Consider the following 22,686-nt stretch of genomic DNA (forward strand, 5'->3'; position numbering starts at 1 on the left):
TTCGAAATGACAACAATGATTGAAATGGTAGAGGTGAAGCTTAACCCTCCTGAACCTCTGCATTAAGAGGTAACCAATGTGGATTCATGCTTTCTATCAATGCTTCTTTCTTATCCCGGCTCCATTTCTTCAACTCCTTTTCGCGTGCAATGGCGTGTTCAACTGAGCTGAAGCGTTCGTAATACATAAGTAGATGGCAAAAGTATTTTCCGGCGAATGTTGCAGGATTGCCTGCATTTTCAGAATGCTCTTCCAGTCGACGAGCCATATCATTGGTCACGCCGATGTATAAAGTAGTTTTCTTCGGATTAGTTAAAATGTATACAAAGTAATTGTGAAATTTCATCAGTCGTAATTCATTTTTCAAACTACAAAAAGTTGTCTGAATAAATTCACAACCCAAGATGCCAACACAAAACCCAAAGTATAACCCAGACCAGCGGCTGCTAACCTATAGCAAGCCCTGGCTGAAGTATACCATATACTTTGCGTTGCCCCTTTGCCTTGCCTTTGCTATACTTGACCACCTCTACCCACTCAGGGTAAACGTCTCCTACTCCCCCGTCATCACCGCTTCGGATGGCAGCGTTATCAATGCCTTCCTGAGCAGGGACGATAAGTGGCGGATGCAGCTGGAGCCGGATGAAATAAGCCCTGTGCTGAAAAAGGCGGTGCTGCTGAAAGAAGACAAGTACTTTTACTACCACCCGGGCATCAACCCCTTTGCCATTGCCAGGGCTTTTGCGAACAACGTCCTTCAAAACAAGAAAACCTCAGGCGCTTCTACCATTACCATGCAGGTGGCCCGGCTGCTCTACCCGCAACAGCGCACCTATGTCAATAAGCTGAGCGAGATGTTCCGGGCATTGCAGCTGGAGTGGCATTACAGCAAAGACGAAATCCTGCAGCTATACCTGAACCTGGTGCCCTTTGGCGGCAACATTGAAGGGGTGAAGGCAGCCTCTGTTCTATACTTTCAGCAGTCGCCCAGGCAGCTGAGCCTGGCCCAAGCGGTCACGCTGACGGTTATTCCGAACAAACCCTCTTCGCTGCGGATTGGCGAGCAGAACGAGCGGATTGTGGCCTTTCGAAACAAGTGGTTGCAATACTACCGGGAGCAGCAGGCGTTCCCGGCCTCAGAGATAGAAGACGCTTTGCTGGAGCCGCTGGAGGCACGCAGGCAAGAGGCGCCCAAGGTGGCGCCGCATTTTGCCTACCGCATGTACCGCAGGTATAAAAATCAGCCCATCATCAAAACCACACTGAACCGGCAGGTGCAGGAGAAGGTGGAGCAGCTGGCCTACAACTACATGCAGCGGCTGCGTTACCAGAACATTCACAACGCGGCCGTACTGGTCATCAACAACCAGACCGGGGCCGTGGAGGCTTACCTGGGTTCTGCCGATTTCAATGACTTTGCACACCACGGCCAAGTGGACGGTGTGCGAGCTGTTCGCTCGCCGGGCAGTACCTTAAAGCCATTCCTCTACGCCACGGCTTTCGACAAAGGGCTGCTCACGCCGAAAACCGTGATTACCGATGTGCCTGTGGACTATGCCGGTTATCGCCCGCAAAACTACTTCGGCAACTACAACGGCAATGTCACGATAGAACATGCCCTGGCTACTTCGCTCAACGTGCCGGCCGTAAAAGTGCTCGACCAGCTGGGCGTTTTTACTTTTGTACAAAAGCTGAAGCAGGCAGAGTTTTCGCAGATGAAGCAGATGGGCCACCAGCTCGGCCTCTCCCTGATTTTGGGGGGATGTGACGTAAAGCTGGAAGAGCTGACTTTGCTGTACGCCGCGTTCGCCAACCAGGGAAAGTATAACTCCATACGCTGGCTGCAACAGGATACGACGCAAGTGGAAACGCAGCTGCTTTCTCCTGCATCGGCATACATGGTGAGCCAGATTCTGACGCAACTCACCCGCCCCGACCTGCCGCACAATGCCCACAACAGTCCGAACCTGCCCAAAATTGCCTGGAAGACCGGCACCTCCTATGGGCGAAAGGACGCCTGGAGCATCGGCTACAACAAAAAGTATACAGTCGGCGTGTGGGTTGGCAATTTCTCCGGCGAAGGCGTTCCCGAGCTTAACGGCACCGACTCGGCCACGCCCCTGCTCTTCGACATTTTCAACAGCATTGATTATAACTCCGCTGACGGGTGGTTTCAGCAACCAAAGGGCATTGGTTTAAGAGCAGTCTGCACCGAAAGCGGCAATCCGGCCAACAGCTTTTGCAAAAACCAGGTGCTCGATACCTTTATACCTGGCATCTCCTACACGCAAAAGTGCAGTCATCTGAAAAGAATTGCCGTTTCCGCCGATAAAAAGTATAGCTATTGCACCAGTTGCCAGCCAGCTACAGGCTTTGTACAGCAACTGTACCCCAACCATGCCCCGGAGCTGCTCACCTTTTACGATGCCGAGCGGATACCCTACCAACAGATTCCGGCGCACAACCCAACGTGTAGCCGCATTTTTAAAGAGCACGCCCCGGTTATTGCATCTCCGGCTTCCGGCATGGAATATTTGCTCGAGCAGGAAGAACGCCAGCAACTGATGCTGCACAGCAACACCCACAACGAGGTTAAGCAGGTATACTGGTACATCAACGATAAATTCCTACGCGCCACCGCTTCCAACGAGAAGGTGTTTTTTGAGCCGCTGAGGGCCGGCAGTTATAAAATATCCTGCACAGATGACCAGGGGCGGAACACGGATAGCTATATCACAGTGAGGTTTTTGTGAAGTATAGAAAGTATAATCTCACCTCTGCGAAGCGTGGTGTCTGGGCCAAGTCTGTTAACACCAATTGGCTCGCTTCACAAACCGAGGCTAAGGCTCTGCTATAGCTGTCGCTCCAACACGACCACTTCCTGCTCCACAACCGTTTGGCCATCCTTCTGTTCTTCTTCCCTTTTCACCATCTCGAGGCCCGTCGCTGTAAAAGTTAGCGAGTAGGGCTCTTTGCCCTTGCGGAACTCACCCATGTAGAGCTTTCCTTCCGTCATTTGCACAGGCAGTGTTGTCTGGTGGCGTCCGAAGCCGTCTGTGATAACCAGCCTGCCATCCTTGGTAAATTCATAGGTCTTCTCGCCTGGCTGGTACACGTCGCGGTCTGTCTCTTTGACTGCGCCATTCACTTCTTCTGTGTCTGTTTTGGAGCGTACGTCCCATTTACCATTGAGCCTGTTGTCGATGGGGTTTCGGCCGTTTTCATCCTTGTCCCTGCTGTGCTGGCAGGAGGCGGAGAAGCCTGCTACAAAAAGTATAAGAATGATGAATGATTGTCTTGCTAGCATAGGTGGTCAATTAAAATTGGAAAATGGTATGTGAACTGCCAGGCGTCAGGCTCTCGGGCATGGAGGCCACGGGCGGTAGAGCATGGGATTAAAGCGGATCGGTCTTAAGGGTTTAGGGAAGCCTGTTGACTAGTTCCCTCTGTAGGTAGAGTAGCCATAGGGGGAGAGGGTGATCGGGACATGGTAATGCTCTTTATCCCTGATCTGGAACACCACTTCAACAAAGGGGTAGAAGGAAGCCGTGTGTTGCTGCTTAAAATAGTCAGCCACCAGAAAGGTGAGCCTGTAAATGCCTGCCTCTGCTTTCTTATAGTCGAGAAAATCCTTGATGCGCCCGTTTTCGTCGGTTTTCTTCTCCTCCACTGTTGTCCACTTATTGTTCTTCTCGTTCAGTTTTTCCAGCCTGACAGGCACACCGGCTGCGGGGCGGCCAGTAGAAACATCGAGGATGTGGCTGGAAAGCTGGTAGGTGGGGGTTTGCGCGTAAGCAACGGTGGTTACCAGAACGAACAATAGTATAAAAGCTAAATTTCTCATAGTGTGCGTATTTAAATTAGTGTATAAGTATGGCTGCTTCTTCTATAGTTGCAGATTTTGCGATGTTATCGTCGTTTTCCGGTCCGCCACCGCCCGCTACGCCAATGCCGCCGATTACGCGTCCGTTATGCCAGATGGGGTAGCCACCGCCCAGCAGCAACAGTTCCGGAAGGTTGGCCAGGTTCTGCGTGTCGGTATTGGCTTTGGCATTGCGGCCCAGTAGCAGGGTGGGCGTTTTGGTGGAGAGCGAGGTATAGGCTTTTCTTCTGGCGGCTTCGGTGTTGTGCGGCCCCACGCCATTGCCCCGCGTCAGCATAATAACCTGCCCCGAGGCGTCCAAAATGGCAATGCTCACGTCTTTGTTCAAGGATCTGGCAGCTACCCGGGCGCGGCTTGTCAGCTCCAAAGCTGCCTCCAGCGTGAGTTGATGCGACTCAGCCACGTACCTTGTCTGTGTCTGGAATTCGCTACCCTTTTGTTTTTTGCTTTCCTGATTACTGGTCTGAGCCAAAGAAAGCATCGGAATGAACAGGAGTATTAGCAACTGCAGTTTGTAGAACATAATTATGTTTTTACAAAGCTACCGGTACTGCTTATGAAAAACATTGACCTAGCGCAACGTTTTCAGAGTCTGGCCTTTGTGCGGCTGAGGGTGGAGGGCGAGATGCCCAGGTATGAGGCGGCCATTTTGTTGGAGACGCGCAGCAGGAAATCGGGCTGATGCCGGATGACCCACTTTACTTTCTCCAGTGCGTCGAAGCCCTGAAACCCGTAGATTCTGCTCTGGGCCATGATGAAGCCCTGTTCCAGAATCTGCCGGTAAATGAATCCGAAAGCAGGTATGGTCTCTACCAGATGAAGAAAGTCTGCCCTGTTTATTTTGAGCAGCTCGGAGCGCTCGATGGCCTGCATGTACTCCGAAGCAGGGGTCTGCTCTATAAAGCTGGGCAGCGCGGTGCCAAAGCCTCCTTCGAAGGCAAAGAACCGGCTCGTCTCCTTGCCTCCTTCATGGATGGTATAGATCCTGATGCAGCCTTTGTTCACGAAATAATAATGCTGGCAGACCTCCCCGCTCGCAAGCAGGAGTTCGTTGCGCTTTGTCCTGACAGGACTGAAGCAGGTATAGATCCGCTCTAAATCGGCTTCCGCTATACCTGCCCTGCTTCTAATATAGTCCCTTAAAAGCCCATGCATTGGTTCCTGCCCATCTTAATTTGCTGTCTTACTTTACTGCTTCAGGTGGTCGAGCTTACTTTGCAGAAGCTGCTTCCAGCACCTTTGCTATACCTGCATAACCACGGTTGCGGGCGTGCTGCAGTGCTGTAACCCCGTCGCTGTCCGGAATGTTTACGTCGCATCCGGCATTTATGAGGGTCTGCACCACTTCTACGTACGTGTCGCTGCCGTCGCCCAGTACCACGGCCTCCATCAGGGCCGTCCAGCCCAGGCGGTTCACGTGGTCAATAGGGAAGCCCTTGGTATTGGCCAGCAGCCTGACCACCTCCAGGTGCCCCTTCTCGCAGGCCGGTATCAGCGCGCTGCCGTTGTAGCGGTTGAAGACATCGAAACGCGAGCCGTTCTCCAGATACAACTTTACCAGTTCGGTCTGCCCTGTTGCGCCTGCATACAGAAAAGGGCTGTCCTTTATGACATCCTGCTGGTTCACATCTGCTCCAGACGCTACCAGCAGCTGCGCCATTTTCAAATCATTGTTCTGCGTAGCCAATAGCAGAAGGGACCTTTTCTGATGGTCTGTGGCATTCACATCGGCGCCATGCTTCAGGGCCGATGCCACCTCGTACAGCTCCCCTTTTAGAACAGCCTTAATGATTGAGTTTTGGGCAACAATTGTCTCCATAGTTGATTCTGTGTAACAAGTGGCAAGGACGATGAGAAAGTGAAACAGGAACAAGTAACGCATCTGGCATCGGATTTAGTAGACCATCTTCCCTTTGTGGATCAGGGACTTTACGGGTGAAACGCGGGAAACGGCCTCCGCCGAGCAGCTGGCTTCCACCAGCACCAGGTCAGCCGTGTCTCCAGCCTGGGGCCACTGCCGGTTGCCTTTCTCATCCAGCGGCAGGATGTTGTGCGTGGCCAGTTTCAGGCAGCGGGAAAGTTCCAGTTCGGTCGAGAAGCCGTAGAGTTGTGCCATCAGGTTGGCTTTTTGCAGCACGCTGCCTGTCCCGAAAGTGTTCCAGTGGTCCACAATAGAGTCGTTGCCGGTGCTGACGTCTACGCCATACCTGTAAAGCGTTGGGATGGGCATGATCATGCTTCCAACAGGTATAGAGGAGACGATTCCGATCCGGGCTTGCGCCAGCAGCTCGGCCATTTCCTCCTGTTTTGGTTTCCCGAGCCGGGCAAGCACAAAGGCATGGCTGATGAAGGTCTTGCCTTTCAGGACGGGGTTTTCGTTCACCCGGTCGATCAGGTAGTTTACCGTTCTGAGCCCAGGCTCACCGCCCTCGTGCAGGTGTATGTCGATGCCCTTCTGGTGGTCCAGCGCCAGCTGCACCACAAAGTCCAAGCTTTTCTCCATGTCGCCATCAATCGCATGCGGGTCCAGTCCGCCGATATAGTCGATTCCCATGTTGGCGGCCTCCCGCATCAGGTGCTGCGATTTGGAGCGCAGGATGCCGTGCTGCGGAAAAGCGACCAGCTCTGCGGCAAAGCTGTCTTTCTTGTTTTCAAGGGCACGCTGCAGGTTTTTCAGGGAGTCAAGCTTAGAGGTAGGTTCGATGTTGACGTGGCTCCTGGCAAAATTAGCCCCATGCGTCTGCAGAAGTTCGATGATTTTCTCTGCCCGCCCGGTAGAGGAACTGAGCATCTTGGGCAGGATTTGCTGCTCGTAGGCAATCATATCCTCTACGGTCCGGTTCTTCTTGCGCCGTGCCTGCCAGGGACCGCCATAAAAGGTCTTGTCCAGGTGGATGTGCATGTCCTTGAAGGCGGGAAGTAGCAGCAGGCCTTTGGCGTCGACGGCCTTGGCAGTAGGGTTGTTGGCCCGGACGGCGCTTATTTTCCCCCTGCTGATCTCGAGCAGGAACAAGTCGGTTCGAGTGGCGATCACCTCCCCCTCCTCATACTCGAAGCCTGTCTCCAGCCGCACGTTCTTCAGCGTTAGGGTATCCCCGCTGGCTGCAAACTTGTTGTTTTCGTCGCTCTCTGACTGGCTTCCGGCAAATAAGCTGCTGTAGGAGAGCATGCTGCTTCCGGCTAGCAGGATAGATGAGTTTACGATAAAGTCTTTACGTGTAATGCGTTGCGAGGCCATGCTACTTCAGTTTAGAGCAACAAAGTTAGCGCTTCTATACCTGGCACAGCTGTGTGATTTCTGCCAGAACTTGTTAATTTTATAACTGACTCCGGAATAAGCGTGGCGAGCTTCCGGTCTGGCCCTTAAAAAAGTTGGAGAAATAGGCCAGGTCGCTGAAGCCGAGTTCGAAAGCGATCTCCTTGATCGACATATCGGAGGCCCGCAGAAGGCGTTTGGCTTCCAGTGTGACGCGGTTCTGAACGAGGTACATGGCCGATACCTGTAGGTGCTTTCGGCAGAGTATGTTCAGGTAGTTGGCTGAGATATGCAGCTTCTCTGCGTAGAAAGCCACTGTTTTCTGCTCCTTGAAACAGGCATCCACCAGGTGTTGGTACTTCAGGAGCGCAGGCGCAGCCCGGTACACGGACGAAAGCTCATTTTTGCTTTCGGCCTCATGGCTGACCAGCTGCGCGACGATCTGACTCCTTAGTTTGACGATGGCCCAGTCAACGGGCTTTGAATTCAGCTCGTCGCGCACGGCGAGAAATTCGTAGCGCAGCTTACGGAAAGTGTCTGGGGCGAGGCTGATGACGGGGTGCTTCCGGTAGAGCACGAAGGACAATTCCAGCGAAGAGGAAAAGGTCTCGAAAACAGGTCGGCTGACCATGAGCTGACAGGCCCGTGTGTTTTCACCGAGGCTCCAGCGGTGCACCTGGCCAGGCAGCAGCAGGTGCAGCTGGCCGCCGTCCACGGCATACTCCTCGAAGTCGATAGTGTGCGTGCCACTTCCCTCCTCAAACAAAAGCAGCATGAAGAAATCGTGTTTGTGCGGCCTGTCGATTTGCTGCTTCCCCTGTACGTCCAGGTACTGCAGGCCATGGACCGGCTGCGGAGCCGGCTGAAATTCCTGAATGCCAAGTGTGGGAAAGTGATCGTTTGTGCTCACGACGTAATTTATAAAATCTTGAAATGATGCTCTTAAATTTTATACCCTTATGAGGTATGGCTAATGTAGAAAGGGTGAGCATAACTTGTAGAAATGGTATGCCAGTCCATTGAATTTCTATACCTGAAGCACTAAAACAGACTTCTTTCCAGAAACGCAGATACCCTAACGATAGTCAAGAGTCATGATCTCCCCGAGATCCAGGCATAGAAGGAGTGTGTTCTAGTACGAGAAGCAAGCAGGAAAGGAAGCGATATCAGGGAGGAAGCAAAAGCACAGGTGTAAAATACACCCAGTAAAAACTGCTAAGGCATGTGTCTTAAGCCCCTTTAAGCAGTATGGACGCTAAGATATACCTGAGGGAAGCAGCGTATGATTGCAAAACAACCCAGTTGGTCAGGTGATTATTAATTAAACCTGCATCCAGCTCCTCAGCCCTACTAAATCGCGTGTGTGAAGATAAGCTCCCTTTGAGGAATTAATAAAGTTAGATGGGAGCCGCGTATATAGTCCATTTTGTTCTGCATGTCACATCTTCTAAAGCAAAAAACCCTCTTAGCGATAAACTAAGAGGGTTTTCCATACTTAAACCGTGATCCCGTTTGGATTCGAACCAAAGACCTACTGCTTAGAAGGCAGTTGCTCTATCCAGCTGAGCTACGAGACCAGCGTCCTCAGGAGAGCGTTAGCTCTACCCTTAAACAAAAAATTTCGGAATTGCTTCCGAAATTTTTAAGTCGGGGTGGCAGGATTCGAACCTACGACCTCCACATCCCAAATGTGGCGCGATACCGGGCTACGCTACACCCCGAACTGTGCTTCCAACTCCGGTCAGCGATTGTGTCGCTGTTAATGTTGAACGCGGTGCAAAAGTAAGCGAAGAATTTAAATTGTCAAAACATTTTCAATTTATTTTTTCCGCTTGCGGAGGAGGGGGGATTCGAACCCCCGGTACCGTTTCCAGTACGGCAGTTTAGCAAACTGCTGGTTTAAGCCACTCACCCACCCCTCCGGGTCTCTCCCTGCTGAAGAGATTGCAAACATACTACATTAAATTTGCCCACACAATAGCACACACCAAAATTTTAGCAAACAAACCCGCCTGGCACACTCCTAAACTCCTTTTTCAAAAACTAACTACCTGATTCTATTCAGCTTTCCGCAGCGGTATTTTCTGAAAATAATTTGAACTGTCTCCTCCTTTTCACTACTCCAAACGGCATCTGCCTTACCCGCTATACCTATAACTGCTTTTGGTGCCACGCAAAAGCCCCGTACATTGGCTTTCCTTTCTTATATTTGTCATCGGGCCATTGCCCAAGCCCGTACAACATGACCTGGTACCAAACGCTCACCCTGCTCGAAATCCTGTTCGGCATCCTCTTCCTGGGGCTGTACATCGGGTATCTGTGGCGCGTGCAGAAGGTATCCGCCTTTTTCGGTCAGCGCCCCCATGGTGTCTGGGTGAAGTTCGTGCTGCGCCATGCCTATGTGGTGCTGCTCATCATCGCCATCCTCGGTCCCTCTTTCGGAGCCATGAAAAAGGAGATCAAGACCATTGGCAAGGACATCTACATCGCCGTGGACCTGTCGGCCTCCATGGATGCCCACGATGTGCAGCCCTCCCGCCTGGAACGGGCCAAACGTGACATCATCCGGCTGATCAGCCGCTTCAACTCCGACCGTATCGGCCTGATCGTGTTTGATTCGGAAGCCTACCTGCAAAGTCCGCTCACCTATGACCAACAGGCGCTCACGCTCTATACCCAAACCCTTCGCACGGGGCTGCTGCCACATGGCGGCACCAGTTTTATACCTGTGCTGGAACTGGTGTCGCAGAAATTCGGGCAGGCCGCATCACCTGAAGCGAGTGAGCAGAAGGCGCGCATCCTGGTGCTCATCAGTGACGGGGAGGATTTTGGGGGCCGAACCTCCGACTGGGCCGATAGACTGCGTGAGCAGAATATTCGTGTCTTTGCGCTTGGCGTCGGCACCACGGATGGTGCCCAGATCCCGGTTGGTACCTCTTTTAAAAAGGACCAGCAAGGCAACCCTGTGGTTACCCGTTTGCACCCCGAGGGACTCGAACAATTGGCAGAAGCGACCGAAGGCGAGTATTTTGAGGTCAATGGCCGCATCAGTGAGGTGAGCCGCCTCATCAACGCCATCAACAACATTGAAGGGGAGTTGCGTGAAAGCAAAACCATAGACGTTACCGCCAACAAGTATATCTATCCACTGGCCCTGGCCCTGCTGCTAATACTGCTGGATGTACTCATCACCGTTAAGCTGATCAGGATATGAAAGCGATCTTGGCGGCCTTACTGTTTATCGGGTTTCTGTCTGGTGGACTGCGTACCATCTCGCTGATGAACGAACATGCGGACCTGGCAGCTGTGGCTTATAAGCGAGGTGATTACATAGAGGCTGTGGCCTCGTACGAATACCTGTTAGAAGATCTCGAAGTACAGGATGACCAGGTACGGCTGAACCTGGGGCATGCCTATTTCCGATTAGGCGAAATGCAGAAAGCGCAGCAGCAGTACACCCTGCTGGCCAACCATGCCTCCCGCCATATCAAGGCTGTTTCGCTTCTACAACTCGGTGCCATCTCCTCACAAAACAGGAAATACAAACAAGCCCTTTCCTACTTCCGCCAAACGCTGATCATAGAGCCGGGAAACCAAGCCGCCAGGTATAACTACGAGCTGATCAAGAAACTACTCGAGGAACGCCCGGAACTATCCCGAACCGATGAAGAAGACGAGGCGTTACCTGCCGATCGGCAGGCAGCCCAGGACCAGCCAAAGCCACAACCGGAGCAGGAGTCAGAGGAAGAAGAACAGGTGGAACAGCCACGCAAAAACCCCGACAGCGAAGGTGACCAGGAGGCGGAAGTAGACAAACCCGAACAGGATGACCAGGGGCAGCAGCAAGAGCAGGGCGGAGCGGGTCAGGAGAACCAGGGAAAAGACAAGGGCACTCCGTCTGAGAAATCAGAGATCAGTGGCCAGGAGCCGGGCGATACCCAGGGCATGAACCCGGATAGCAACTTCGACCCGAAACGACCGGAGCGCAGTCGCAGTGCGGAGCCGCTTTCTGACGCCGAGCAGCGGGCGCAGACCAGAAACAGCCGGCTGCAGCAGCACAACATCAACCCCGAAAAGGCCCGCCTGATGCTGGAAGCCATGCGCAGCGCAGAGCAGCAGTATATCCAGCAGCTGCCCAAGAAAGCAACCCGCAAGCCCGATCCCACCAAACCAGATTGGTAAGCGCTGATTTGGAAATTAAAAACCGATTGGTTTATTTTGCGTATTCAACAGCACGATGGATACATCCTTGTCTAAAGCAGAACGCACACGCCAGCTGATCATAGAGCGCGCAGCCCCCGTCTTCAACCAGAAGGGCTATGCCGGCACGTCTATGCAGGATATCATGGCGGCTTCCGGGTTGACGAAGGGAGGAATTTACGGGCACTTTGCGAGCAAGGAAGAAATTGCCCTGGCTGCCTTCGAACATGCGGCCGGCATCGTCACACGCCAGATCGGTGAGCGGGTAGCGGTCAAGGAAAGTGCCTCGGATAAGCTAAAAGCCATTCTGCAATTTTACAAGACCTATCTTTTTTCGCCTCCTGTGCAAGGGGGCTGCCCTGTTCTGAACACGGCGGTCGAAGCGGACGATACCAATCCGCTGCTCAGGGCCAGTGTGGTGAAAGTGCTCAACCGCCTGCACAAAGCCGTCGCCAATATCGTGCTACTAGGTATAGCAAGCGGTGAGTTCAGACCGGAAGCAGACGCACAGCGGTTTTCAATTCTGTTTGTGAGCATGATTGAAGGCGGGGTGATGGTCTCAAAAGCCTACGGCGATAACAAATACCTCAACGTTGTCATTTCTCAGCTGGAGCACATGGTCGAGTCTGAACTGCAAACCTGATTTTTTTTAACCTTAAATAAACCGTTCGGTCTTTTTTAAAAATTAATTCCTATGAAAAAAGAGTTTGCCAAAGTATTGGAAAGTAAGGCGCTGGTCCGCTTTGAGGACTGCGACCCATTCGGTCACCTGAACAACGGCCGCTACATCGACTACTACCTGAATGCAAGGGAGGATCAGCTGCGCGACAACTATGACCTGGACATTTATGCCCTGGGAAAAACGACGGGGAAGGCCTGGGTGGTTGCCTCCAACCAGCTGGCTTATCTACGCGAAGTGAAGTTCATGGAAACGGTCACGATCAGGACCTGTCTGCGCTGGTATAGTAGTTCCGACCTGATGATGGAAGGCCAGATGGTTGACCCAAAAACAGGTGCGATCATTTCGGTGATCTGGACGCGTTTTACCTATGTCGACATCCGCAAAGGGCAGAAAGCGGAGCACAGCGAGGAGCTCACCAACCTGTTCAGCATCGTGGCAATATTGGGAGAAGGAAAACCTGCGGAGTACTTCGAGGACCGTGTGAAAGAACTGCGAATGGCTCCTGTCCTACAGCCGTAAAACAAGGTATGCCGGCCAGGCAAAAAAGCTCGTCAACAATAATTCAAGACCTCGTCAAAACATAGTTTTGGAATAGGAGTATAAGGAACTCATAGCACAAAATATAACTATGAAAACGGGCAGCTAGTAATAGCTGCCTTTGTTTTTTTTGGGTTGCTGACGAGCCTCCTTTAAAGCCTGGCATTGGGGGTATACGCTACCTCCAGCACGAAGCCATTCGGGTCGCGAAAATCGACGGTATAGTAACCTGTGCTGTAGTGTGGCATCTCCAGCGGACCCCGGATCATGTCAGCATTTTGCCGGCGCAACCACGCTTCCACCGCATCCACTACCTCCGGGCTAATGGCATGAAAACAGATATGCCGCACACCCAGACTGTCGTGAAAATCCACGGGCATTTCCTTGAAATAAATTTCGTGCTGACCGCAGCTAAAGGAAGTTTCGTTGAGCGCGTACCAGCCAATCAGGGGAAATAATTCGCCATAGAACCGCACCGATTCCTCCAGGTTTTTCACCCAGAACTCGATGTGGTTGATGCCGGGGACATAGGGGTTTTTCATTGTTGCAGCAGCAAAATATACCTGTCACCATCCGAGACCGGAAGCGCCTTATGCCTTTCTTACAAACTCTGATTTGAGCCCCATCGAGCCGAAGCCGTCGATCTTGCAGTCGATGTTATGATCACCATCGGTGAGGCGAATGTTCTTCACTTTTGTTCCCGCTTTCACAGGTTTTGGAGCGCCCTTCACCGGCAAATCTTTTATCACCACAACCGTATCGCCGTCCTGCAATACGTTGCCGTTCGCATCCACTACTTTCAAGCCTGCCTCTTCTTCCACTTCAGCCGGATTCCACTCGTTGCCACACTCCGGGCAAGCGTAAAGTTCTTCGCCCATCGCATAGCCGTAAGGCGAGCTACATTGCGGGCACTGTTTCAATTCATCTGACATAATAGTATTTTTTTATTCCTGTTATGCTACCGTACAGCTGATGAGGGAATGCCAGTTCCGTTTCATTGTCGCCACAATGCATTCACTCCGCTATACCTCACATAAAGCGAAGATACAAACATTCCATCACTCCTAGCCCTTTCTTTCCTCCATAAAAGAGCAATCGCCTGATTTGCATTGCGTATACTTGCGCAAAAAATACGCCCCATGTCTACCAAACCCGAAACGCATTACCGGAAACTAGAGCAGCTATACCTGAGCGCAAATGTACAGCAGCTGTTTAGTGGCAGCCATATCGAGGTGTCGCACAGCAAAGCCATGCTCTCACTGCCAGTAGACCCGAAGTACTTCCACGGGGCGCAGGCCATACACGGCGCCACCTACTTCAAGCTACTCGACGATGCCGCCTATTTTGCCGTAGCCTCACTGGTGACGGATGCGTTCATCGTCACTTCTTCATTTCAGATCAACTTGCTGCGTCCGGTAAATTCAGGGACCCTGAAAGCCGTGGGCACGGTGCGCTCTGTGGGCAAAAGCCTGTTTGTGGCAGAGGCGACTTTGTACAATGAAAAGGGTAAGGAAGTCGCTTTCGGGACAGGGCAGTTTATGCGAACCGCTCAGCCCTGGGAAAGTCTGGAAGGGTACTCTGCTGAGTTAGAAAGTTAAAGAGTTAGAAAATTAAAGAGTTAAAAGAGATAACCCCAAAAGTCGCTAGGTATGTCTGGGCGGCTTTTGGGTTTAGCATCGAACGGGCGAGTGAAAAATAGCTTGCCCTAAACGGCGTCTGACAAACTGCTGAATGTAAAGTCGCGGACTTTTAATGGCGGCAGAATGTAGTTCACATTCGACTCGCCGCTTATCACGCGTTCCGGTCGGCCCATTTCCTCCAGGTTGTTCAGCATGATGATGGGGCTCTCGTTGAAACGGAAGTTTTTGACAGGATGCTTTATTTTTCCATTTTCGATCAGGAAAGTACCGTCACGCGTGAGGCCCGTCAGCAACAGCGTCTGCGGGTCTACAGAGCGGATGTACCACAGGCGCGTGACAAGTATACCCCGCTCCGTGTTTTTGATCATCTCCTCCAGCGAGGCTTTGCCACCTTCCATGATCGCATTGTTCGGCATCGGAATCGATTTGGCTCCTTTGTTCTCGGCCCAGTAGCGGGAGGCGTACAGGTTCTTCACCACGCCATTCTCAATCCAGTTCACACGCTCCACCGGCCTGCCATCGCCGCTCCAGGTGGCCGTGGGCAGTTCGGGGTGTATCGGGTCTGAGTAAATGTTCACCTTCGCATCGACCAGCTTCTCTCCTATCTTTGTTTTGCCGCCCTGCTTGCTCATAAAACTGCGGCCTTCGTCGGCACTGCGGGCATCCATGTTGAAGAACATGTTCTCGAGTAGCACCGCAACCGCCGCCGGTTCCAATATCACCGTGTACTTGCCCGGTTCTATGGCCACAGCTTTGGCCGAGCCCTCTGCTTTGTCCATCGCAATTTTGGAGGCCTGGGCGGTGTTCAGTTTGCTGATGTCGTTATACCCGCGGGAGGCGTAGCCCGATCCGGTGCCCGCCTCGTTACGCACCGTTACCGAGAATTCTACATCTGTGCTCGGGTGGTAGGCAAACAAGCCCTTGGAATTGAGCATGGCCTGGAAACCGGCATTATGCTGCAGGTAACCGGCTGCTTTCAGTTTTCGCTCCCGGGCAGGCAATATACTGGCTGCCGCCGCTTCGGCGCGCTGCTGCGGCGAGAAGTCGGCTGTGCTTTTGAAGTAGGCATTGGATTTCGCATACTTTTGTGGCCCCATGATTGGCATGTACTCCGGGTTTTCGGGAGCCAGCTGCGCCAGTTCCTCGGAGCGGCGCACTGCTTTCTCGAGCGAGGCGTCGTCAAATTCGTTGATGGTGGCTATACCTGTTTTCTTGCCGAAAGCCGAGGTCACCACCAGGCTGGTCGTGCTGTTCTCGCCGCTCGTCGACACGGCATTGTTGGCGTAACGGATGTTGCCACTGGTGCCGCCCATCAGGTTCACTACGCACTCATCGGCTTTAGAGTACTGCAGCGCCTTCTGCATGATCTCCCGCGCCTGTTGTTCTGTATAAATCATGTTTTTTGAGTTAGAGAGTTGGGGAGTTTAGGAGTTAGAGAGTTCTCTAGTTAGAAAGTTAAAAGGTTTGAAAGTTGAAAGAATATTCGCATTACATCGCTAGTATCGCTACTCTTCCTTCTCTAACTCCAAAACTCTCTAACTCCTAAACTTATCAGATTTTCCTTGCTGTATTGATCACATTGACTCCGTTGAATCTCGTGGTAGCGCTGCCGTGCGACACGGCGCTCGACTGCATGGGCTGGCCCTTGCCGTCGAAGAATGAGCCGCCCAGGCGGTAGTCACGCTCGTCGCAGATGGCGGCGCAGGAATTCCAGAACTCCTGGGTGTTGCTTTGGTAGGCCACATCGCGCAGCTGACCGGCAATCTGCCCGTCTTTGATCTCATAGAAAAGCTGACCGCCAAACTGGAAATTGTAGCGCTGCTGGTCGATGGAGAAGGAGCCGTCGCCGATGATGTAGATTCCCTTTTTCACATCCTTGATCATGTCCTGCACGCTGAGCGGTGTCTTGCCCGCCGCCAGCGACACGTTCGGCATGCGCTGGAACTGCACCGAGCTCCAGCTGTCGGCATAGCAGCAGCCATGCGATTCCTTTTCACCGATGATGTGCGCCTGGTCGCGGGTGGCCTGGTAGTTCACCAAGGTGCCGTCCTTCACCAGATCCCATTGCTTGGTTTTCACACCCTCGTCGTCATACCCGACAGCGCCGAGCGAGCCGGGCTGCGTCTTGTCCGCAAAGAGGTTCACGATTTTGCTGCCGTAGTTAAAGTTCTTCGATTTCCACTTGTCCAGCGTGGCGAACGAGGTACCGGCGAAGTTGGCTTCGTAGCCCAGCACGCGGTCGAGCTCTAGCGGGTGCCCCACCGATTCGTGTATGGTTAGCCAGAGGTGTGACGGATCGAGCACGAGGTCGTATTTGCCGGCTTCCACCGATTTGGCTTTCAGCTTCTCCACGGCCTGCTTGCCCGCTGCGGCGGCGTCTTCCAGCATGTCGTAGTGCTTGCCATAGAGGGTGGTCACGCTGGCGGTCTTGCTTCCTTTACGGCCGTCCAGGTACTCGTAACCCATGCCCATCGGGGCGCTGAGCGACTGCCGTGTCTCGAACTTGCCGGAGGCCGGATCGATGGCGGTGGCGGTGAAAACCGGCCAGATGCGGTGCACGTCCTGGTCGATGTAGGAGCCGTCGGTAGAGGCAAAGTATTTCTGCTCATTCACCAGAAACAGCAGTGAGTTCATGTAGTTGGCACCGTTCTTCATGGCGGCATCGTTGGCGGCAAGCAGCAGGTCGGCTTTCTCCTTGACAGGTATAGCTAGGGCATTTTTCTCGATCGGAGTCTTCCAGCTTACTTCGCCATATCCTTTTTGCGGTGCCAGCACGACAGGTTGCTCCAGCAGTTTGGAGTTGGCTTTGGCAATGGCCACGGCCTTTTTGGCCATGCTGGCAATGTTGTCTTTGGTAATGTTGTCTGCCGCTACAAAACCCCAGGCACCATCTGCAATTACCCGTATACCTGCGCCATAGGACTCCGTGTTGACGGTGTTCTCCACTTTATTATCGCGGGTGATCACGAACTGGTTGAGGTAGCGGCCGATGCGGACATCGGCGTAGGTGGCACCACTGGATCGGGCTGCATTCAGGGCCACATCCGCCAGCTCTTTTTTCAGTGCCACATCCATTTGCCCCAACAGGGCCTCTGGTGGCACATGATTTCCCATTACAGGTATAGGCAGCATCAGCGCACCAGCGCCCATACCTGCCAGGTACATAAAATCACGACGTTTCAAAGTAGTTCAGTTAGGTGAAAAGCGTTCTGAAGCTAACAAACGTCTTTTGCAAATACAAGTTTTTATCGGTTTTTAACTAATAGACGAAACGCTATTTTTCCGCTACAAATCTGGAGTTTTTATAAAAAAACAGCGGCCGCCCCTTTTCGGAGACGACCGCTGTCCTTCAGCTATAAACAGGTATAGAAACTACTCTTTCGGTGCAGAAGAAACCTGCGGCTCGGTCAGTTCAAAGCCGTAGTCTTTGCCTTTGAGCAAGGTCGGCACGCCCTGGTCCATCCACTTCGGAGCCGGAGCACCTTTGAGGTAGTGGTCGAAGAACTGCGACATGCGCACTGACAAGTCTTTGCGGTTTTTGCGCTGCACCAGGTTGTGGTCTTCGCCATTGTACACGAGCATCCACACCGGCTTCTCAAGACGACGTAGCGCCATGAAGAACTCGATGCCCTGGTACCAAGGCACAGCACCGTCCTGGTCGTTGTGCATGATCAGCAGTGGCGTCTTCACGCGGTCAGCGAAGAAGAGCGGCGAGTTCTCAATAAACTGCATCGGCTTCTCCCACAGCGTGCCGCCAATGCGGCTCTGGGTGCGCTCGTACTGGAACTGGCGGCTCAGGCCCGTGCCCCAGCGGATACCGCCATAGGCACTCGTCATGTTCGACACCGGCGCACCGGCCATCGCAGCCTTGAACATGTTCGTGCGCGTCACCATGTAGGCGATCTGGTAGCCGCCCCAGCTCTGGCCTTGCAAAGCCATGTTCTTATCGTCTACAAATCCCTGGGCTGCGAGCATCTGCACACCTGGTATGATGCAGTCCATGGCGCTCTCGCCCGGATAGCCTTCGGTATACACAATATCGGGCACGAACACGAGGTAGTCGTTGCTCACAAAGTACGGGATGTTGATGGTGGAGGCACTCGGGGCAGGTATACGGTGGTTGTGTATACCGTCAGAGGAGCGCTCGTAGAAGTACACCATCATCGGGTATTTCTTTTTCGGGTCGAAGTTCTCCGGCTTGTAAAGGAGTCCTTCCAAAGGTATACCGTCTGTTGACTTCCAGCTTACCAGTTCTACATTGCCCCACAGGTAGTCCTTCATCTGCGGATTGGCATCGCTCAGTTTCTCCACATTGGCAAAGCTCAAATCGGAGGTATAGAGGTCGTTGTACTCCCGGAAAGAACCGCGGCGGAACGTGATACGGTCGCTGTTTTTGGCTTTTTTGAATGAGGTATAGCCGTGCGGCGTCATCACCAGTTTTTCGGGCTGTGCTGTTTTGCTCACATAATCGCGGAAGAAACCACTTGACTTGTCAACGTTGTTGAAGGCGCTCAGGTATAGGGTCGCATCGGCAGGTATAAATTTCTCCTCGCTGTCGAGTTGCTCGTAACGCAGGCGCAGTTTGTTGGTGCGGCCATACCTGTCTGTCAGGTTCTCCGGGGCTTTTTTGCCACTTGGGTCCAGTTTCCAGATGTCGAAACGGTCATACACCAGAAGGGCATTGTCCTTTTCTACCCAACCCGCTGCACCGTAAGAGCCAGGCAAGGCAGGCACGTCGTTGTCCTCTTCATAAAAAGGAAGACCGATGCGCTTGGTCAGGTTAAGGTTGGCGCCGCCTTTGGTCGCCATGGCATGCCAGCTGCTGTCGGTTGGCTCGTACCAGTACACGTATTGTCCTTGTGGCGACAGGCGCGGCATCCCTCTTGTTTCTTTAAGTATCTGCTTGGCTGTTCCCTTTTTCAGGTCGATCAGGTAGGCGTCTTTGCGGGTCGGGGTGTCGTAGCCGATGGTCACTTTGTACTTCTCGTCGCTCACGCCTAATGCTACGTCCGCCTGACCGTGGGCGTCCAGGTATACGTCAGGCATTTCGAGGGTGGCGAGCTGCTGCATTTTCTTGCCGCGCAGATCGTACATGGCCAGGAAAGAGCGCTTCTGATCACGGCTCAATTGCTTGAGCTGCATCGGCTGAATCAGCGGATCTTTATAACCCCAGATGTCGAGGCTCACCTTTTCCTCTTCGAGCTTGGTGGTGTCTTTTTCGAAGCGTGTCGGGCGCGGGAAGGTACCGAAGAACAAACGGCGGCCGTCTTCAGAGAAGCGCAGGTTGCCGTGCTCACTCACCATCCAGGCCTTCGGCATCCCTTTGGTTACCGTGTCAGCCAGCGTGACCGCTTTGTTGTCTTTTTTATTCCAGTGGTAGAGGTTGAAGTAACGGATCTCGGCCCCAACGGTATCTTTGGTCGCGACGTAAGCCAGTTGCTCGCCCAACTTGTCGGTACTGATGCCCGTGTAGGTCACCTTGCCCGTATCGATCGGCACTACCTTAAGATCGGCTGTGCTGAAGGCGTATACCCCGGCTGTGTGCAGCGAGTCGAGTTCGTCTTTCACGAAGTAGAGCATGTTGCCCTTTTCGGAGAACACGTAATCCACCACGCGGTTGAAGCGATGTTCCTGGCCGTTTTGCAGGTTACGCAGCACCAGATCCGTGCCTTCCGATTTCTTCTGCTTCGGCTTGGCTGCTGGTTTAGCGGCAGCTGTCTTGGCAGGCTCAGTCTTCGGAGCTTCAGTTATAGCAGGCTCTGTTTTCGGTTCTCCTTTTTTAGCTGCTTCCTTTTTGGCAGGAAGCGGTTTTTCCAATTGGTAGGCTACCCAGTTGCTTCCTTCTTTGGGCAGCTTGAAGGATTTCACGCGCGGCACCTTCACCACGTTCATGTTCTCCAACGCCACAATCGCCAGCGAGTCTTTCGGCAGGTCATCGCCTTTTTTCTTTTTCAGCTTCAGCGCACGTACGGTGTTATACTCCGGCTTGATCTGGAAAATGGCGTAACGGCTGTCGTTGGTGAATTCCGCTTTGGTGCCACGGGCAAACTCCCGCATGGCCTTGCTGGCGTAGTTGCGGATGTAGAGGGCGCCATCGCCTTCCTGCGGATCGACGTTAAAAAGCACGTACTGGCCGTTGTTGGAGAGTTTGTCTCCGGCTACGCCTTTCCAACTGTCGTATACGTCGTGGGTGAGTGGTTTTTTGCTGGCTTGCTGTTGTGCCTGCGCCTGACTAAGGCCGGCTCCGAACAACGCCATCAACAATAAGAATTTCTTCATTGTAAAAGGTTTGGCTATCGGTTAGCGGTTTTGATTGGTTCTCTAAATGTACAAATTATTTTGCGGCAGCCCGCGTTATACGCTTAGAGACAACTTTATAAGGAAGGTTTAAAGGCAGTTGGTTCCGCAGCAACAATTACATGCTGTGAATCCACTTTCCAAGGATCAACAATTTAACAATGAAGCCATTAAACCATTCATAGGTCATTTACCTAACGATTGTTTGGTTTTCCGCTTGAATCCTGATAATTTCACACTATAAAACTATTAGACACAATCTTATGCAAACGAAAGAAGTTTATATAATCTCGGCTGTGCGTACCCCGATCGGAAGCTTTGGCGGCGCGCTGGCCAGCCTTTCTGCCACGGAACTGGGTGCAGCCGCTATCAAAGGTGCGGTGGAAAAAGCCGGTATTGACAAGAGCTTAGTACAGGAAGTGATCATGGGCAACGTGCTGTCAGCCAACGTGGGGCAGGCTCCTGCCCGTCAGGCGGCTGTTAAAGCTGGCCTTGGCTATAACGTAGAGTGTACCACCATCAACAAGGTGTGTGCCTCCGGTACAAAAGCGATTATGTATGCAGCGCAGGCCATCATGCTGGGTCACAAAGATGTGATCGTGGCGGGTGGCATGGAGAGTATGTCGAACGTGCCTTATTACCTGGAAAAAGCCCGTTTCGGCGCAAAGCTGGGTCATGGTCAGATGACGGATGGCCTGTTGAGAGACGGTTTGTGGGATGTGTACAATGACTTCCACATGGGCAATGCCGCAGAGAACACGGCCCGTGAGATGAAGATCACCCGCGAAATGCAGGACGAGTACGCGATCAGCTCTTACAAGAAATCAGCCGCGGCCGCAGAGGCAGGGATGATGAAGGACGAGATCGTGCCGGTGGAAATTCCGCAGCGTGGCAAAGACCCGATCGTGGTGTCAGAAGATGAGGAATACAAGAAAGTGAGCTTCGACAAAATCCCCGGCCTGCGCCCTGTGTTCGACAAGGAAGGCACAGTTACGGCTGCCAACGCCTCTACCCTGAACGACGGTGCCGCGGCGCTGGTGCTGATGAGCAAGGAGAAGGCAGAAGAACTGGGCGTGAAGCCAATCGCCAAGATCCTTGGCTTTGCGGACGCTGAGCAGGATCCGATCTGGTTCACCACCACCCCTTCATTGGCTATACCGAAGGCGCTGAAAAACGCCGGCGTATCGCCTGAGGAGGTAGATTTCTACGAGATCAACGAAGCCTTCTCGGTGGTATCGATCGCTAACAACCAGAAACTTGGTCTGGAAGGCGGCAACGTGAACGTGTTCGGCGGCGCCGTATCGTTGGGTCACCCACTTGGCGCTTCCGGTGCCCGTATCGTGACGACGCTTTGCAACGTGCTCGACAAAAAAGGCGGTAAGATCGGCGTGACCGGTATCTGCAACGGCGGTGGCGGTGCCTCTGCCCTGGTGATCGAGAAAATGTAATCTCCGCTTTGCGGTATATTTTTTGCAGGAAGCCCTACGTTATTCGTGGGGCTTCTTTTTTGTACCTTGCCTGAATATTAAACTGTTTCCCATACTTTTGGTGTTTATCCATTTGCAAGTAATATGTCACTAGAAAACGAACTGGCCAACTTCTGGGAGTGGGCCAACATGACGCCCGACACTTACAACGAACAAAGGGGCCTGGGCGAGTGGGAGGCTGAGTATCCGGGCTGGGAGGCGCTGCACAAAGCGGCTGATGAGGCGTTGGAGCAACTCAACAAAGCGTTTAACCACGACCTGGCACAACAGCTGGTGTATGCACTGGCCATCGACAATGAAGCGGGCGTAGTGCTGAAAAGTGTAGAGGAGAAATTAGAAGACCCGCTGCGTTTCGTGCGGAAAGCCATTTTCTCGGACCAGCCGCAGGCCAAATGGCAAATGGCCGAATTGCTTGGTCATGTGGAGGTCGAAGGCCGCGAGAAAATGCTGCTGCAATTGATTGACGGCGAAGACAAATATGTAGTCCGCCGTGCATTGCTGAGCCTGAATAAGGTGAACCGTGCCAAAGCGGTGGAACTGGCGCAGCAGTATGTGCGAGATGCCGACCCGTTTTTGAAGTTAGTTGCAAAAGAGATCATCAAAAAGAAGGTATAGCCTTTGAGATAGGACAAAGGACTTTTTTGACAATAGACAAAAGACTTGCGCTGATCCGGCCTTTTATGCTTATAAAAATTAACAGAAAG

The 22,686-nt window shown here is 52.7% G+C and carries 21 protein-coding genes and 3 tRNA genes; 8 read left to right on the top strand and 16 right to left on the bottom strand.

All coding sequences use genetic code 11. From position 1 onward, the window contains the following. Positions 1 to 40: 40 nt before the first annotated feature. Positions 41 to 367, bottom strand: a complete 327-nt coding sequence (locus tag IEV97_RS08900; protein WP_373283828.1) for a GIY-YIG nuclease family protein — start codon at positions 365 to 367, stop codon at positions 41 to 43. A gap of 37 nt (positions 368 to 404) precedes the next feature. Here IEV97_RS08900 and pbpC point away from each other — a divergent pair, with 37 nt between their 5' ends. After that, positions 405 to 2,753, top strand: a complete 2,349-nt coding sequence (gene pbpC, locus IEV97_RS08905; RefSeq protein WP_188501171.1) for a penicillin-binding protein 1C — start codon at positions 405 to 407, stop codon at positions 2,751 to 2,753. 98 nt (positions 2,754 to 2,851) lie between these two features. On the opposite strand, the gene IEV97_RS08910 is transcribed toward pbpC, so the two are convergent. The 10 genes from IEV97_RS08910 to IEV97_RS08955 all read right to left on the bottom strand — a co-directional run bounded on the left by IEV97_RS08910 (position 2,852) and on the right by IEV97_RS08955 (position 9,061). After that, positions 2,852 to 3,307 carry a hypothetical protein gene (locus IEV97_RS08910; protein WP_188501172.1) on the bottom strand — a complete coding sequence of 152 codons (456 nt, stop codon included), beginning with the start codon at positions 3,305 to 3,307 and terminating at the stop codon, positions 2,852 to 2,854. A 129-nt stretch (positions 3,308 to 3,436) separates the two neighbouring features. Beyond that, positions 3,437 to 3,844, bottom strand: coding sequence for a hydroxyisourate hydrolase (gene uraH, locus IEV97_RS08915; RefSeq protein ID WP_188501173.1), 408 nt, complete (start codon positions 3,842 to 3,844; stop codon positions 3,437 to 3,439). A 16-nt stretch (positions 3,845 to 3,860) separates the two neighbouring features. After that, positions 3,861 to 4,406 carry a heme-binding protein gene (locus tag IEV97_RS08920; RefSeq protein ID WP_188501174.1) on the bottom strand — a complete coding sequence of 182 codons (546 nt, stop codon included), beginning with the start codon at positions 4,404 to 4,406 and terminating at the stop codon, positions 3,861 to 3,863. Between the two features lie 62 nt (positions 4,407 to 4,468). Next, a complete protein-coding gene (locus tag IEV97_RS08925; RefSeq protein WP_188501175.1) occupies positions 4,469 to 5,038 on the bottom strand; it encodes a Crp/Fnr family transcriptional regulator in 570 nt (189 codons plus the stop codon). A gap of 55 nt (positions 5,039 to 5,093) precedes the next feature. After that, on the bottom strand, positions 5,094 to 5,702 hold the full coding sequence (locus IEV97_RS08930; RefSeq protein ID WP_229733873.1) for an ankyrin repeat domain-containing protein: 609 nt from the start codon (positions 5,700 to 5,702) through the stop codon (positions 5,094 to 5,096). Positions 5,703 to 5,777: 75 nt separating this feature from the next. After that, positions 5,778 to 7,121, bottom strand: coding sequence for an amidohydrolase (locus IEV97_RS08935; protein WP_188501177.1), 1,344 nt, complete (start codon positions 7,119 to 7,121; stop codon positions 5,778 to 5,780). A gap of 79 nt (positions 7,122 to 7,200) precedes the next feature. Continuing rightward, complete coding sequence (locus IEV97_RS08940; protein WP_188501178.1) at positions 7,201 to 8,049, bottom strand: helix-turn-helix domain-containing protein; 849 nt, start codon at positions 8,047 to 8,049, stop codon at positions 7,201 to 7,203. 593 nt (positions 8,050 to 8,642) lie between these two features. After that, a tRNA-Arg gene (locus IEV97_RS08945) sits at positions 8,643 to 8,716 on the bottom strand. 70 nt (positions 8,717 to 8,786) lie between these two features. Beyond that, positions 8,787 to 8,860: transfer RNA gene (locus IEV97_RS08950), tRNA-Pro, on the bottom strand. Between the two features lie 114 nt (positions 8,861 to 8,974). Further along, positions 8,975 to 9,061, bottom strand: a tRNA-Ser gene (locus IEV97_RS08955). 320 nt (positions 9,062 to 9,381) lie between these two features. On the opposite strand from IEV97_RS08955, the gene IEV97_RS08960 reads away from it, so the two are divergent. The 4 genes from IEV97_RS08960 to IEV97_RS08975 are packed head-to-tail and all read left to right on the top strand — an operon-like array spanning position 9,382 to position 12,540. Further along, positions 9,382 to 10,353: a vWA domain-containing protein gene (locus tag IEV97_RS08960; protein WP_188501179.1), complete on the top strand. Its 972-nt coding sequence runs from the start codon at positions 9,382 to 9,384 to the stop codon at positions 10,351 to 10,353. Further along, a complete protein-coding gene (locus IEV97_RS08965) occupies positions 10,350 to 11,321 on the top strand; it encodes a tetratricopeptide repeat protein (protein WP_188501180.1) in 972 nt (323 codons plus the stop codon). Before IEV97_RS08960 ends, IEV97_RS08965 begins: the two co-directional genes overlap by 4 nt. A gap of 55 nt (positions 11,322 to 11,376) precedes the next feature. Continuing rightward, the gene (locus IEV97_RS08970) at positions 11,377 to 11,982 is read left to right on the top strand and encodes a TetR/AcrR family transcriptional regulator (protein WP_188501181.1); all 606 of its coding nucleotides are present in this window, start codon (positions 11,377 to 11,379) and stop codon (positions 11,980 to 11,982) included. Positions 11,983 to 12,033: 51 nt separating this feature from the next. Then, positions 12,034 to 12,540 (top strand): acyl-CoA thioesterase, encoded by a 507-nt coding sequence (locus tag IEV97_RS08975; protein WP_188501182.1) that lies wholly within the window; start codon positions 12,034 to 12,036, stop codon positions 12,538 to 12,540. Positions 12,541 to 12,710: 170 nt separating this feature from the next. On the opposite strand, the gene IEV97_RS08980 is transcribed toward IEV97_RS08975, so the two are convergent. Beyond that, positions 12,711 to 13,100, bottom strand: coding sequence for a VOC family protein (locus IEV97_RS08980; RefSeq protein WP_188501183.1), 390 nt, complete (start codon positions 13,098 to 13,100; stop codon positions 12,711 to 12,713). A gap of 48 nt (positions 13,101 to 13,148) precedes the next feature. Continuing rightward, the gene (locus IEV97_RS08985; RefSeq protein WP_188501184.1) at positions 13,149 to 13,490 is read right to left on the bottom strand and encodes a zinc ribbon domain-containing protein YjdM; all 342 of its coding nucleotides are present in this window, start codon (positions 13,488 to 13,490) and stop codon (positions 13,149 to 13,151) included. Between the two features lie 207 nt (positions 13,491 to 13,697). Between IEV97_RS08985 and IEV97_RS08990 the strand changes: the two genes are divergently transcribed. Continuing rightward, positions 13,698 to 14,156, top strand: a complete 459-nt coding sequence (locus IEV97_RS08990; RefSeq protein WP_188501185.1) for a PaaI family thioesterase — start codon at positions 13,698 to 13,700, stop codon at positions 14,154 to 14,156. A gap of 107 nt (positions 14,157 to 14,263) precedes the next feature. Here IEV97_RS08990 and IEV97_RS08995 read toward each other — a convergent pair whose 3' ends face one another. The 3 genes from IEV97_RS08995 to IEV97_RS09005 form a co-directional block, all read right to left on the bottom strand. Continuing rightward, entirely contained in the window at positions 14,264 to 15,595 is a 1,332-nt protein-coding gene (locus tag IEV97_RS08995; protein ID WP_188501186.1) for a TldD/PmbA family protein, read from the bottom strand. Between the two features lie 154 nt (positions 15,596 to 15,749). Then, complete coding sequence (locus tag IEV97_RS09000; protein WP_188501187.1) at positions 15,750 to 17,381, bottom strand: TldD/PmbA family protein; 1,632 nt, start codon at positions 17,379 to 17,381, stop codon at positions 15,750 to 15,752. Between the two features lie 189 nt (positions 17,382 to 17,570). Continuing rightward, positions 17,571 to 20,477, bottom strand: coding sequence for an alpha/beta hydrolase family protein (locus tag IEV97_RS09005; RefSeq protein WP_188501188.1), 2,907 nt, complete (start codon positions 20,475 to 20,477; stop codon positions 17,571 to 17,573). A 281-nt stretch (positions 20,478 to 20,758) separates the two neighbouring features. Between IEV97_RS09005 and IEV97_RS09010 the strand changes: the two genes are divergently transcribed. Both IEV97_RS09010 and IEV97_RS09015 read left to right on the top strand, forming a co-directional pair. Then, positions 20,759 to 21,943, top strand: coding sequence for an acetyl-CoA C-acyltransferase (locus IEV97_RS09010; protein ID WP_188501189.1), 1,185 nt, complete (start codon positions 20,759 to 20,761; stop codon positions 21,941 to 21,943). 123 nt (positions 21,944 to 22,066) lie between these two features. Beyond that, on the top strand, positions 22,067 to 22,597 hold the full coding sequence (locus IEV97_RS09015) for a HEAT repeat domain-containing protein (RefSeq protein WP_188501190.1): 531 nt from the start codon (positions 22,067 to 22,069) through the stop codon (positions 22,595 to 22,597). The last annotated feature ends 89 nt before the right edge of the window (positions 22,598 to 22,686 follow it).

It is taken from the genome of Pontibacter amylolyticus (assembly GCF_014638845.1).
In the GTDB taxonomy this organism is placed as follows: Bacteria; Bacteroidota; Bacteroidia; order Cytophagales; family Hymenobacteraceae; genus Pontibacter; species Pontibacter amylolyticus.